The 13,483-nt window shown below is 69.3% G+C and carries 13 protein-coding genes; 3 read left to right on the forward strand and 10 right to left on the reverse strand.

Annotation, left to right across the window (positions count from 1 at the left end; all coding sequences use genetic code 11):
* Positions 1-664 precede the first annotated feature (664 nt).
* From GT354_RS20000 to GT354_RS20020, 5 genes are all read right to left on the reverse strand, one after another.
* A complete protein-coding gene (locus GT354_RS20000; protein WP_161357666.1) occupies positions 665-2,404 on the reverse strand; it encodes a glycoside hydrolase family 13 protein in 1,740 nt (579 codons plus the stop codon).
* Between the two features lie 282 nt (positions 2,405-2,686).
* The gene (locus tag GT354_RS20005) at positions 2,687-3,535 is read right to left on the reverse strand and encodes a carbohydrate ABC transporter permease (RefSeq protein ID WP_237535263.1); all 849 of its coding nucleotides are present in this window, start codon (positions 3,533-3,535) and stop codon (positions 2,687-2,689) included.
* Positions 3,536-3,653: 118 nt separating this feature from the next.
* Positions 3,654-4,640 carry a sugar ABC transporter permease gene (locus GT354_RS20010; RefSeq protein ID WP_161357668.1) on the reverse strand — a complete coding sequence of 329 codons (987 nt, stop codon included), beginning with the start codon at positions 4,638-4,640 and terminating at the stop codon, positions 3,654-3,656.
* A 192-nt stretch (positions 4,641-4,832) separates the two neighbouring features.
* Entirely contained in the window at positions 4,833-6,245 is a 1,413-nt protein-coding gene (locus tag GT354_RS20015; protein WP_237535262.1) for an extracellular solute-binding protein, read from the reverse strand.
* Positions 6,246-6,583: 338 nt separating this feature from the next.
* A complete protein-coding gene (locus GT354_RS20020; protein ID WP_161357669.1) occupies positions 6,584-7,636 on the reverse strand; it encodes a LacI family DNA-binding transcriptional regulator in 1,053 nt (350 codons plus the stop codon).
* A gap of 546 nt (positions 7,637-8,182) precedes the next feature.
* On the opposite strand from GT354_RS20020, the gene GT354_RS20025 reads away from it, so the two are divergent.
* Both GT354_RS20025 and GT354_RS20030 read left to right on the forward strand, forming a co-directional pair.
* Positions 8,183-8,407 (forward strand): helix-turn-helix domain-containing protein, encoded by a 225-nt coding sequence (locus tag GT354_RS20025; RefSeq protein WP_161357670.1) that lies wholly within the window; start codon positions 8,183-8,185, stop codon positions 8,405-8,407.
* A 16-nt stretch (positions 8,408-8,423) separates the two neighbouring features.
* Complete coding sequence (locus GT354_RS20030; protein WP_161357671.1) at positions 8,424-8,924, forward strand: Clp protease N-terminal domain-containing protein; 501 nt, start codon at positions 8,424-8,426, stop codon at positions 8,922-8,924.
* Between the two features lie 75 nt (positions 8,925-8,999).
* On the opposite strand, the gene GT354_RS20035 is transcribed toward GT354_RS20030, so the two are convergent.
* The 4 genes from GT354_RS20035 to GT354_RS20050 all read right to left on the reverse strand — a co-directional run bounded on the left by GT354_RS20035 (position 9,000) and on the right by GT354_RS20050 (position 11,818).
* Positions 9,000-9,233: a hypothetical protein gene (locus tag GT354_RS20035; RefSeq protein WP_161357672.1), complete on the reverse strand. Its 234-nt coding sequence runs from the start codon at positions 9,231-9,233 to the stop codon at positions 9,000-9,002.
* Between the two features lie 158 nt (positions 9,234-9,391).
* On the reverse strand, positions 9,392-10,159 hold the full coding sequence (locus tag GT354_RS20040) for an SDR family oxidoreductase (protein ID WP_161357673.1): 768 nt from the start codon (positions 10,157-10,159) through the stop codon (positions 9,392-9,394).
* Positions 10,160-10,367: 208 nt separating this feature from the next.
* Entirely contained in the window at positions 10,368-11,126 is a 759-nt protein-coding gene (locus GT354_RS20045) for a glucose 1-dehydrogenase (RefSeq protein ID WP_161357678.1), read from the reverse strand.
* Between the two features lie 359 nt (positions 11,127-11,485).
* On the reverse strand, positions 11,486-11,818 hold the full coding sequence (locus GT354_RS20050; protein ID WP_161357674.1) for a hypothetical protein: 333 nt from the start codon (positions 11,816-11,818) through the stop codon (positions 11,486-11,488).
* 165 nt (positions 11,819-11,983) lie between these two features.
* On the opposite strand from GT354_RS20050, the gene GT354_RS20055 reads away from it, so the two are divergent.
* On the forward strand, positions 11,984-12,562 hold the full coding sequence (locus tag GT354_RS20055) for a dihydrofolate reductase family protein (protein WP_161357675.1): 579 nt from the start codon (positions 11,984-11,986) through the stop codon (positions 12,560-12,562).
* Positions 12,563-12,756: 194 nt separating this feature from the next.
* On the opposite strand, the gene GT354_RS20060 is transcribed toward GT354_RS20055, so the two are convergent.
* On the reverse strand, positions 12,757-13,083 hold the full coding sequence (locus GT354_RS20060; RefSeq protein ID WP_161357676.1) for a hypothetical protein: 327 nt from the start codon (positions 13,081-13,083) through the stop codon (positions 12,757-12,759).
* Positions 13,084-13,483: the final 400 nt, after the last annotated feature.

The raw sequence follows: 13,483 nt of genomic DNA on the forward strand, positions 1-13,483 counted from the left end.
GGGGCTGCCGTGGCGGTGGCACCGACGGCGCCGACGAGTCCGGCGGCGACCGCGAGGGCGAGCAGGGTGCCGACGGCCGAGCTACGGGTGTGGGCGATCCTGGACATGGAGTATTCCTTCGGGGTAAGCGAGTCCGGGCAGGCGGCATCGCGGCGTGGTTGCGGGAGCGGTTACCGGAGGGCCTACGGGACTTGCCGCCCGATTGCCCTTGCCGACAACCGAAAGCCTGCCCGCCGTTCGGCCGCCGTTCCAGGAGTACGGGCCGGCCGCATCCGGCCCTGACCCGTTTCGGCCTCGGGTCCCGGTCCCGCCACGCGCGAACCGGCCGGGACGGCGAACGGCGACCCGGAGCCGCGCACGGGTCTGTCTGCCTCGTCTGGCTCGGGGCCTGCCAAATCGACTGCTGTCGGCGGGAGTTCGCTTCCGGGTGACCGGGCCGGTCGGACGAGGCCCGGGCGGTCGACGACTCGGGTACCCGACCGGGACATCGCGCGTACTGCGACGACGACGGTCAGGGAGGCGGGTGGTACCGCCTCGTCACGGGGCGGGAAGGGTCGGCCTCGACAACGGGCGCAGCCCCCTCACGACGCAGCGTGAGGGGGCTGTACTTCTCGCCACGTCGCGCGAGGGGCCCGCCGGGGGAGAAGAGTGATGTGGGAAAGCCCTACAAGCGCAGCCACACCGCCGTATCGGTCGGGAGGTGGTGGGCCGGGGGCAGGGGGCTGCTCGCGAGCAGGATCGAGTCGTGGTTCGGTAGGTCGACCGGGTCCGGACCCAGGTTGACCACGCAGGCGAAGGTGTTGCCCCGGCTGAAGGCGAGGACCTGATCGGGGGCGCCCGGGAGCCAGGTCAAGTCGCCGTCACCCAGGGACGGTTCGGCGCGGCGGACGCGGATCGCGGTGCGGTACAGCTCCAGCATCGAGTCGGCCTCGCCGATCTGGGCGTAGGCCGTGCGGTCGGCCCAGTCGGTGGGCTGCGGGAGCCACGGCGGGGCCGTCGCGCCGACCGGGCTGAAGCCGTACGGCGGTTCGCTGCCGGACCACGGGAGCGGGACGCGGCAGCCGTCGCGGCCGGGAGAGGTTCCGCCCGAGCGCAGCGCCATCGGGTCCTGGATCGCGTCCGGCGGGATGTCCTCGACTTCCGGGAGGCCCAACTCCTCGCCCTGGTAGATGTATACCGCGCCCGGCAAGGCGAGCGTGAGCAGGGCCGCGGCGCGAGCCCGGCGAGTGCCGAGAGCGAGGTCGGTCGGTACGCCCCGGGCCTTGGTGGCGAAGCCGAACGACGTGTCGGCGCGGCCGTATCGGGTCACCGTCCGGGTCACGTCGTGGTTGGCGAGGACCCAGGTCGCGGGCGCGGCCACCGGTGCGTGCGCGGCAAGGGTGGCCTCGATCGAAGCGCGCAGCCGGATCGGCTCCCAGGGGCAGGACAGGAAGTCGAAGTTGAAGGCGGTGTGCAGTTCGTCGGGGCGCAGATAGCGGGCGAACCGCTCGGTGTCGGGCAGCCAGATCTCGCCGATGAGCACGCGCGGGTCGGGGTAGGAGTCGGCGATCGCACGCCACGAGCGGTAGATGGTGTGCAGGCCGTCGCGGTCGATGTAGGGGTGTGGTCGGGTGGGTTCGGCGGCTCCTTCGGGTCCGGCGGCTCCGGCGGTTCCCTCGGGTTGGGCGGGTCCGTCGGTTCCCTCGGGTTCGGCCGTTGCGTCCGGGACGAGGTCCGGGAGCGCCGGGTCCTTCTCCAGTAGGGCGGCCGAGTCGATCCGGACCCCCGAGGCGCCCCGGTCGAACCAGAAACGCAGCACCTCCTCGTGCTCCTGTCGGACCTGCGGGTGGGCCCAGTTCAGGTCCGGCTGGCGCGAGTCGAAGAGGTTGAGGTACCAGTCGCCCGGTGTGCCGTCCGGGTCCGTCGTGCGGGTCCAGGCCGAGCCGTGGAACTCCGACACCCAGTTGTTGGGCGGGAGTTCGCCGCCCGGGCCACGTCCCGGACGGAACCAGAACAGCTCCCGCTCGGGCGCGGTCGGGCTCGCCAGCGCCGCGCGAAACCACGCGTGCTCACTGGAGACGTGGTTGGGCACGATGTCCACGATCGTGCGGATACCCAGTTCGAGCGCGTCGGTGATCAGCTTCTCGGCGCCGGCCAGTGTGCCGAACTCCGGTGCCACGCCGCGATAATCGGCCACATCGTAGCCGCCGTCCGCCATCGGGGACGGATACCAGGGGTTGAACCACAGCGCGTCCACGCCCAGCTCGGCCAGATAGGGCAGTCGCGCGCGTACGCCCGCGAGATCCCCCGTACCGTCGCCGTCGTCGTCGGCGAAGCTGCGCGGATACACCTGATAGATCACCGCGCCACGCCACCACGGTGTCTCCTCTGCCGACTGCGAGCCGTGCTCTGCCACGTCGCTCATCCTTTCGGGGGTATGGCGGCAGGGACGCATCGCGCGATGACGCGAAACGCCGTACCGCCGAACGAGATCGGGGCACCGACACCGAGGGTTCGCCTCGGACCCGCCCCGCCCGACTCCTGCGCCGGGTGGAACGCTTGTGCCGCTACCTCCTGCGCGGCGCGGAACGCTTGTGCCGCTACCACTCCTGCGTGGCGCGGAACCGTTGCGCCGCTACCACTCCTGCGTGGCGCGGAACCGTCGCGCCGCCACCACTCCTGCGCCGGGCCGACTCCCGCCCGGGCGCTACTCCTTGACGCCGCCCGCGCTGATCCCGGCGATGATGTGCCGCTGGAAGACCAGGAAGACCGTCACCATCGGGATGCTCGCGATCACCATCGCGGCGATCAGATACGTCAGCGGCAGGCTCGCGGACAACTGGACCAGGGCCACGCTGACCGGCTGCTTGTCGGTGTCCGGGAACACCAGGAGCGGCCACAGGAAGTCCTGCCACACCGCGACCACCGCGAAGATCGACACGACGCCCAGCACCGGCCGCGACATCGGCAGGACCACGTGCCACAGCGTGCGCAGCGGCCCGGCGCCGTCGATCGCGGCCGCTTCCAGGACGTCGCCCGGCAGTTGGTCGAAGAAGCGCTTGAGCAGGTACAGGTTGAACGCGTTGGCCACCGACGGCAGCCAGATCGCCCACGGCGTGTTCAGCAGATTGGTGCCGACGAACGGCACATCGATGGCCGTGAGGTACTTCGGCACGAGCAGTGCCGAGGCCGGCACCATCAGCGTGGCCAGGATCGCGCCGAGCACGACCTGGCCGAAGATCGGCTTGAGCTTGGACAGCGCGTATGCCGCCGCCGTGCACAGCACGATCTGGAAGAACCACGCGCCGCCGGCCTGGAGGGCGGTGTTCTTGAGATAGCGTGCGAGATCCATCCGGCGCCACGCGTCCGCGTAGTTGTCGCCGTGCCACTCCTTGGGCACATAGGTGGGTGGGCTCTGCAGCATCTCGTCGGGGGCCTTGAACGCGCCGGTCACCATCCAGTACACGGGGAACAGGAACGCGAAGGTGAAGCCGGTCAGGGTCAGCGCGAACACGACCCAGTAGATCGTGCGGCCGCGCCTGGTGCGCATGCGCATGGGCGAGACCAGCGTGCGGACCTCGTGGGTGTCCTTGCGGCGGCCGCGACTTCCCTGGGGGATGCCCTCGCGGACGCGCTTGTGGGTGAGCGTCATCGCCATCGTGGGTCGAGCCCCCTCAGTCCTTGGTCCGGGTCAACCGCAGATACAGCGCGGAGAACGCCGCGAGCAGCAACAGCAGCAGCACGCTGAGCGCGCACGCGCTGCCGTAGTTGTTGTAGACGAAGGCGTACTTGTAGATCAGATACAAGACCGTGACGGTCGAATCCCCCGGCCCGCCGCCGGTGATGATGAACGGTTCGACGAACACCTGCATCGTGGCGATGATCTGAAGGAGCATCAGCATCAGGATGATGAAGCGGGTCTGTGGCACCGTCACGTGCCTGATCCGCTGCCACAGGTTGGCGCCGTCGAGTTCGGCCGCCTCGTAGAGTTCGCCGGGGATGCCCTGCAGCGCCGCGAGGTAGATCAGCACCGTGCCGCCCATGTTGGCCCAGGTGGCGACCAGGACGAGCGAGACCATCGCGGTGTCCTCGCCGTTCGTCCAGTTCGACGTGGGCAGGTGCGTGGCGCGCAGGAGTTCGTTGAACAGGCCCGGGCCCGGGTCGAAGAACCACTTCCACATGAGCGCGGTGACCACCGGCGGAATCATCACCGGCAGATAGACCGCGAGTCGGAAGAACGCCCGCGCGTGCCGCATCTCGTTGATGAGCAGCGCGAGGAGGAAGGGAACCACGAAGCCCAGTACGAGCGCGAGTCCGGTGAAGTAGAACGTGTTGCGCCACGCGGCGGCGAACTCGGGGTCGTCGAAGACCGTGGTGAAGTTGTCGAACCCCACCCACTCGGTGCTCGCCGCGCCGCCTTGGCCGGCGGTGCGTTGGAAGGACAGCTGGATCGCGCGGATCGCGGGGTACCACGAGAACAGCGCGAAGCACAGCAGTCCGCCGGCGAGGAACCCGTACGCGGTCAGGTTCGCGGTGACCTTGCGGCGCAATCTGCTCTGGGTGCGGACCTTGCGCCCGGATCCGCCGCGCGTACGTCGTGGCCCGCGGCGGGTCGCGGCTGTCGGGTGCTCGGTTCCGGAGGCCCGGACCGTCGTCGTCATGGTGGTGCGCTCCTTCGCTGAGCGGTGCTGACAGCCGAGGACGTTCGGGGACGTCCGCCAACGTTCGCCGCGTTCGCGGTCGTTCGCGGTCGTTCACTGTCGCCCTCGGTGGTCGCCGCAGCCGTCGATCGGGGTGGGCGGGCCGGGGCGACGGCCATCGGCGCGTCGGCCCCGGTCACCGGCGGACGGCGGCTACTTGCTCAGGAGTTGGGTGATCTTGCTGTTGGCGTCGCCGATCAGCTTGTCGATGTCGGCGTCTTTCTTGGTGAGCACGCTGGAGACCACACCGTCCAGGACCGAGTAGATCTGCTGGCCCTGCGGCGGCTCGGCGACCGCGGGGACGGTCGCGACCGTGAACGTCTGGTAGTTCTCCACCGGCAGGGTCGCGTTCTGCGCCTTGAGGTCGGTGTTGGACTTCGCGGCGGCACCGGTCCAGATCGCGGGCTCGGGCAGGCCGACCGGCTCCTTGTCCTTCTTCCCGCGCGCCCAGTCGTTGAGGCCCTTGCCGGGGGTGAGGGCGAGGAAGTCGAGCCATTTCAGGCCCGCTTCGATTTGCTCGGGTGTGCAGTTCTTGTTGAACATGTAGCCGTCGCCACCGGCGAGGGTGCCCTTGCCCTCCGGCATCGGGGCGAGCGAGAGGTCGGCCATCTTGCCGCCGAACTCGTTGACGATGGTGGGGATGTTGTCCGGGGCGGCCAGGTACATTCCCAGCCGGCCGCTGCCCATCATCTGCTGCACGTCGTTGATGGTCAGCAACTGCTTGCTGCCCATGCTGTTGTCGGTCCAGCGCATGTCGTGCAGCGTCTGGAGGACGGCCTTGCCCTGGGGGCTGTCGACGGTGCCGGTCTTGCCGTCGGGCGACACCGCGGTTCCGCCGCGCGAGTACAACTCGGCGGTGAAGTGCCAGCCGCCCTGGTTGCTCGCGCTGTAGTCGGCGTAGCCGACCGCGCCGCCGCCGCTGTCGGTGATCTTCTTCGCCGCGGCGCGGACCTCGTCCCACGTGGCCGGCGGCTTGTTGGGGTCGAGGCCGGCCTTGGTGAACAGCGCGCGGTTGTAGACCAGGCCCATCGAGTAGTTGGTGCGCGGGACGCCGAACGTCTTGCCGCTCGGGTCCTGGAAGTACTTCACCAGGTCCGGGCGAAGTTCCTTGTCCGCGACGATCTTCGTCATGTACGAGCTGAGGTCGGCGGCCCCACCGCGGGCCAACACGGTTTGTACGTTGGTGTAGTTGACGTAGAAGAGGTCTTCCATCTGATTGCCCGACAGCTTGGCCTCGAAGGTCGTCGGGTCCGAGCACGGGAACGAGTCCTTCGACTCGATCTTGATGTTCGGGTTGGCCTTTTGGAACGTGTCGACGTCCTCCTCCCACTGTTTGCGGTCGACCTCCGCGGTGCGTGGGGGCTTGCAGTTGACGGTGATGGAGACCTTCTTGGCGCCCGAGGCCCCGCCGCCGGAGGCATTCGCGCCGGGAGCGGCGGGCCCGGTGGGGGAGCCGGCGTCGGCCTTGTCGTCGCCGGAGTCGTCCGAGCACGCGACGCCGGCGAACATCAGGCCGGCGGTGACGAGGAGGGCGGCGGTTTTGCGGTGCCGGGTCGTGCTGCGCATCTGGAGAGCCCTTCTGACCGTGAGGACCCGTCGGCCGGCCGGGCCTGATGTCGCCATGCTCGCGGGCCCGTGACGTACGGCGTGTGGTACGCGCCACGACGGGTGCGGGGCATGGCGACATGGCCAAGCGACGGCCGTGCCGATCTCGGTCGGTACTCGGTGGAACCCGATGAATGGACGAGCAGACGCAGGCGGCCGGGACGGAGGTTCCGACCCTGCGTGGCGCGCAGCACACTCAATCACGGTTCTCGGCGCGACTACAAGATGTCGATGAGATTTTGCAAAATAACGACAGCGTTACGCAGGAAAGGCGATCTTGGAGTGAAGGATGCCGCCCTTCAGTTGGTTGGGGTCGCCGGCGCGACGGGTGTGCTCGGGGCGACGGGGGCGTCCGGCGCGGCCGCGGGCACCGGGCCCGACGAGCGCCGCAGCACCAACTCCGGTTCGAACAACAGCTCGTCGTGCGTCACGTTCGCGCCGGCGATCTCGGCCATCAGCAACTCGACGGCGGCGCGGCCCATCAACTCGATCGGCTGGCGCACGGTGCTCAGCGGCGGATCGGTCGCCGACATCAGCGCCGAATCGTCGTAGCCGACGATCGACACATCGCGCGGAACGGCAAGTCCCAAGCGTCGTACGGCCCTTACCGCACCGAGCGCGAGCGGGTCACTCGCGCACACGAGCGCGGTGACGCCGCGCTTGATCAGCCGGGTCGCGGCGGCCTGACCGCCCTCGGGCGAGAACAACGCGTGCTCGACACGGTCCGCCGGCAGGTCGATCGCGGCCCGCGCTGCGGCGAGTTTGCGGTTGGACGGTACGTGATCGGGCGGCCCGAGGATCAGCCCGATCCGCTCGTGCCCCAGCGCGGTCAGGTGGGCGATCGCCTGCTCGGCCGCGGCCGCGTCGTCGCAGCTCACGCGGGGGAAGTCGAGGTTGTCCACGGCCGCGTTGAGCAGCACGGTAGGCAGCTTGCGTTCGGCCAGGCGGGCGTAGTGGCCGTGCGGCGAATCGGCCTGCGCGTACATCCCGCCGAAGAAGATCACCCCCGAAACGGCCTGGTCGAGCAGCATCTCGACGTAGTCCGCCTCGGACACGCCACCCGCCGTCTGCGTGCACAGCACGGGGGTGAAGCCGCGCTGCGCGAGTGCGCCCACCACGATCTCCGCGAACGCGGGAAAGATCGGGTTCTGCAACTCGGGCAGCACCAGGCCGACCAACCGCGCGCGCTCGCCCCGCAGTTGCGTAGGCCGCTCGTATCCCATCACATCGAGTGCGGTAAGCACCGCCGCCCGGGTCCCCTCCGACACCCCGGGCTTGCCATTGAGCACGCGACTGACCGTCGCCTCGCTCACTCCGACTTTCTTCGCTACCTCAGCAAGTCGACGCACCATGCCGCAAGGGTAGTGCAGCACTGGTTAAGTTCTTGCAAGATCAACGCAATTTTCGTGCAGGTGGTGGCGGAATCGGCTGTGGGGTGCGCGGGCGCGGGCGCGAGGACGGGGCCAGGTGGGGCGGCGGAGGCGGGGCCGTGGCGGGGCGTGAGTGGAGCGTCGGTGAACATACTGCCGTGCAGTCGGGACCGGCGTGGCGAAGGGGCCGGTTGGGTGTGGGGATGTGTGGGATGCCCGCGCCGGCGCGGGAGGTGTGCGTCCGACCGACTCTCCCGGCCGGCAACGAGCCGGATCTCGGCCACTACCGGTAGTGGGCTGGATCGCGGCCGGAAAGACCGGGACGACCGGCCGGGCCGGGAATGCCGGGGAGGTCCGGAGGCCCGGGGACGGTCCGTGTGGTGGGCGAGAAACGCGATCCGCGAGGCGAATTGCGCCCGGGGCCTCGGGGATGTGCGGGCGGATGTCCGTCGGGTCTCCGGTCCGTCGCTTCCCCGACCCCATCAACTTTTGTTGACGCGCCGGTCGACTATCAACTAAAGTTGATGTGTGATCGACGCCAAGGACGTTCCCTCACCCGAGCGTCCCGAGGACGCTTTCGCGGCCGTCGTCGCCCTGCGAAGCCTCGCGGCCTCGCTGGAACGATCCGCGGTGGACCACGCCCTCGCCCAAGGCTGGACGTGGAACCACATCGGACAGGCGCTCGGCATGAGCGCCCAGGCCGCCCACAAACGACTGTCGCCGCACAAGCGCGCGCCACAACCGGATCAGTAGGGGGACAAGAACCGTTATGGGTCTTCGAAACGCGATACACGACATGGGCGCGATGAAGCTGCTCCTGACCGAGGCCGAACGAGAAGCACGGGCCCTGGGCGAAGAGTCTCCCGGGCCGGAACACCTGCTCCTGGCAGCCCTCGCCGCCCCCGACGCCTCCGGCCGCGACGCCCTCGCGGCATCGAACATCACCGTCGAGGACGTCCGCCGCTCCCTCGCCGAAACCCGTAGCGCGGCCCTGCGTTCGGTCGGCATCGACACCGACGCGATCCCCGAGGTCTCGCCGGGACCGGCCCCGCGCGGACCGTACCGCGCCACCGGCAGTGCGAACGACGTGTTCCAACGCGCGATCGCCCTCGCCAAGTCCGCGCGCCCGAAGAAGCTGCGCACGGCCCACGTCGTGATCGCGGTCGCGGAACTCGAACACGGGACGGCCGCGCGGGCGTTGCGCAATCTGGGGGTGGCCGGACCGGCCCTCGTCGCGTCCGCCCACGCGGCCGTCCTCGCCACGCCCTGACCGCATCGCCCCGCGCCCGACGGCCCGAACCCCCGACGCGGGACACCGGAATCCCCGCGACGCGGCTCGCTCCGCTTACGTGCGTCGACCCGGCACGACCCACTCCCTCGGGTCGCCATCGGGTCGGCGGGAAGCCCCGGGGGCGAGGTCCTGGAACCCGGCGAGTCGGTTGCGAACGGAGTCCGCCACGTAATCCTCGATCGACGCGGCGAGCCCCAGCCCGATCAACGCCCGAACTCGTTCCACTGCCTCCGGGGACAGGCTGACCCGAACCTCGGCGCCGCCACCGTGTGCTGTCTCGATACTCATCGAGCGGACGTTACCGTCGCCCACCGACACACTCCGCCGGTACGCACCACCGGCCTGGACCACCGGCACGCACTGCCGGCAGGCAGCGCCGACATCGAAACTCGCCCGGATACGCGCACCGAGGGAGGAAACGGATACGTCCGGGGCGCGTCGACCCTCTATACCGCGGTGAAGCCGCCGTCGGCGGCGATCACGGCCCCGGTGACGAAGCCGGAGCGTGGCGACGCGAGGAAGCACAGGACCTCGGCGATCTCTTCGGGCTGCGCCACTCGGCCCAAGGGCTGGGCGTCGGCGAAGGACGCCAGGTAGGCGCGGCTGTCGGGGCGGATCGTGTCGAGGAAATCGGTCTCGATGACGCCGGCGGCAACGATGTTGGCGCGGATGCCCAGCGGCCCGCCCTCGACGGCAAGCACCTTGATCAGCTGGGCCAGGGCTCCCTTCGACGCGCTGTAGGCGGCGCCTTCGGGGAGCGCGACGGTGCCGGCGTAGGAGCCGGTGGCGACAATGGATCCGCCGCCTCGGGCCTTCATGGCCCGGAAGGCTTCTCGGCTCGCGAAGAAGGAGCCGCGGGCGTTGACGGCCATCACCGCATCCCAGTCCTCGGCGGTGGTCTCGGTGACGGGCTTGTTCAGGGTGCGTCCGGCGTTGTTCACCAGGATGTCCAGTCCACCGAAGGTGTCGACGGCCGACCGCACCGCTCGGACGGCGGTCTCCTCCCTGGTGATGTCGCCGGTGATCGCCAGGACGCCGGGAAACTCGTCCGGCAGTGACTCGACGTCGGGACGCAGATCGAGGGCGACGACCCGGGCGCCGCGGCTGCTGAGAAGGGCCACCGTCGCCTTGCCCACACCGCGCGCGGCCCCGGTGACGAGGGCAACCTTTCCGGCGAACTCGGCGGTTTCGGTGGAGTGGGTCGCAGATGTCATGGTGCGCTCCTTGGTGCGGCAGTTCGCAGGCGCCGGCGCACGGCGACCGCATCCAATCGAATCGAACGAATCGAATGGAGTTGAATGGAATCGAATAGGACGAAGCGGTGAGGCGACCGACCCCGGTGAGCGAAGCCATCGGCGCACGTACAGTCGAAGAGCCCGCCTGTACGGCGATCCGTTGCGGACGTCACCCGGGTCCGACTGCTCAGTGCGCGGTGAGCCCGCCGTCGATCACGAGTTCCGAGCCGGTGACGAACGACGAGTCGTCGCAGGCGAGGAAAAGGATCGCGGGTGCGATCTCGTCGGCGCGGCCGGCCCGACGCATCGGGGTGCGTTGGATGTCCGGCTGTTGGTCGCCTTGGTCGTCCAGGATCTCCTGGATCATCGGCGTGGAGATCACCCCGGGATGGATCGAATTGACGCGCACTCCCTGCAGCGCGTACTCGACCGCAGCGGTCTTGCTCAACAGGCGCACCGCTCCCTTGGACGCCTGGTAGGCCGCGGCCGCACCGCTTCCCACGAGCCCGAGTACCGAAGACGTGTTGATCACCGAAGCGTTGCCACTCGCACGCAGGAGTGGCATCGCCGCCTTCATCCCGAGCCACGTGCCCTTCTGGTTCACGTCGATGACGCGATCCCACGCCTCCTCCCGGGTGTCCTCGATACCCGGCCAGCCCACGATGCCGGCGAGGTTCACGAGCACGTCCAGCGTGGCGAACCGGTCGCGTACGACGGCGATCACGTCGTCCCACTCGCGCGCCGAGGAGACGTCGAGGCGGGCGGAGACGACCTCGGTGCCACCCGCCTCGATCCGGTGGGCCAGGTCCCGCAGAGATGCCTCGGCGATGTCGGTGATCACCAGCCGGGCGCCTTCGCGGGCGAAGAGTTCGGCGGTCGCCGTACCGATGCCGCCGGTCGCGCCGGTGATCAGCGCGACCTTGCCGTCAAGTCGTTGTCCTGCCATGGCGATGTCCTCGATGCTCTCGTCGACGCCGACCGTCGTGCCGGCTCGCGTTGTTTCGGCAGCGTCGGTCGCACTGTGGTGAACCACCGCCGGCCAGGGGATGTCGGACATGCGTCCGCGCCCTGCCCCATCGAGTCTGGGCAGCCCGGTGACCCTCAACCAGGGCGTGCGACACCCTGGGAGTGCCACACCCAGGCAGCACTCCGAGCCACCACCCGGCCTGCACACCCGGACGACAACCACCCGAAAGCCTTCCCGTGCGCACTCCGCGTCGGACCGGAAGCGCCCCGTGGATGGGGGGGCGGCCGACACCCGGTCCCGGACGTGGCGGACGACTCGCGTTTCAGCGCACCGTGATTTCAGCGCACCGTGAGGACCCGGCCGAGAATCTCGATCTCCGAGGGGCCGATCAATCTGACCCAGACCATGATGCAGTCGTTGTTGTGATTGTGGTGGAGTAGATGGCGTGCCTCAGTGGGCCAGGGGCCCGTTCGGGGCAGTTCACGCACGACGATCCTGTCGACGAACTCGTCCCAGTCCCCGCAGCTGTCCATTTTCACGTGGACCACGTGGGACAGTTCGAGAACCACGCGGTCCCCGTGCGTCAGCGAAACACTCACCGTGGAACCGCCGTCGCCCGCCGCGACGGATATGCCGTCGAGGAAGTATCCGTGATACCTGCTCAGATCCACGGCGGCACCCTACCCGGGAACGGTTCGGCTCGTCCCGTCCAATGCGTCACCGGGAACACGACCTACAGCCCGACAGCGATGAGTTTCGCCGTGGTTTCCGGTCTCTGTCTGCAGTAACACCGGATGGATCTTCGCATCGGGTCGACCGTGTCCAAGGAGAGCGTCATGACCACCACCTACACCTTCGACATCTTTTCCAGCCTCGACGGCTTCGGCGCCGCCGGCGGCGACTGGACCGGCTACTGGGGCAAGCAAGGCCCGCAACTTCTCGACCACCGACTCGCCCAGTACCGCGAGGAACAGCGAATGGTCCTCGGGGCCAACACCTACCGGCAGTTCGCGCAGATGTTGGCCGCAAGCACCGAGGAGTCCGAGGTGCGTGACCCCTGGGTCACCCGGATGAGGAACCTGCCGGCAACGGTGGTGTCGACCACCTTGGAAGGACCCCTCGACTGGCCGGACGCGACCCTCGTGAGCGGCGATGCCGTCGAGGTCGTAGCCCGGCTCAAAGAGGAGTCCGCAGTGCCGTTGCGCTCGCACGGCAGCCTGTCGATGAACCGGGCCCTGATGGCCGCCGGTCTGGTCGACCGCGTCCAGGTGACGCTCTTCCCCGTGATCACCGGTCGGACCGGGCTGGCCCCGATCTTCCAGGGCGCGGCCGACTTCGACCTTGAGCTGATCGAGAGCCGGACGCTCGACGGCGACATCCAAGAGCTCGTCTACCGACCCACCCTGCACGGCTGAGTCCGTCCACATACTCCACCCCGTCAGGAGCTTTACCCGACCCGGGAGTTCGCGTCACGTGACGGACTCGCACCGGTCGGCCGAGCCGACCCGACCCGACCCGACCCGCAGCGTGACGCGGTCGCCGCCGGTCAGCCGGTCAGCCGGTCAGCCGATCCGGCGGGCCTTCGGGGCGCCGGCCGTCGGGGCCCGGGTCACGGCAATCGCGACCCCAGCCGAAGCGTAGCCGTGCCTCCCGGTGTGTCCTCTTCGAGGACCGTCACCGACCACACTCGCTCCGGGATCTCCGTGCCGCGTTCCGTGACGTACGCCTGAACCCACAACGTCAGGCGACCGCGATCGTCACTCATCAACTGTGCCGCCGTGTGCGACCCGTCACCGAACAGGAGGTCCGCCGGTCGCATTCGTTCCCGCACCGGATCGACGTCGTCGCGCGTGCTCATCCGTACCGTGACGCCTCGGTACAGGTGCGATCCCGGGGCCGAGACGATCGGCCGTCGCCCGTCGTTCGAATCAGTCATCCGCTCGGTCATCCGCCCGTGTTCCCCGCCTGGGCTCCACCGAAGCCTCCCGGCGCCGGAGCCCCCGTGGGCCGAGGTTCGGAGGCGCCGCCGTCGACCGGCCCCGCCGACCAGGCCATTCAGCGAGGTCGTGCTCGGCGAGGAGCTGCGTCCGGGGTGGTGGCCAACTCGGCGCGGTGCCGGGCCCGTTCGGCGTTGCCCGCCTGCTGCGGTCGTCCGGAGCGAGAAAGAACACGATGTCGTGGGCCACGTCGACAACCAGGCAGAGCGTCGAATCCGCGCCGGTGGTGATCTGCGCACCGCGCGGCACAGCACAACCCGACGCAACGCAACGAAGCGCTGTGAAGCGCTACGCAACGTAACGCGGCGCAGTGCCGTGCCGGCTGCGCAGGGTGCGGGA

The organism is Streptomyces sp. SID3343 (genome assembly GCF_009865215.1).
Lineage (GTDB): Bacteria > Actinomycetota > Actinomycetes > Streptomycetales > Streptomycetaceae > Embleya.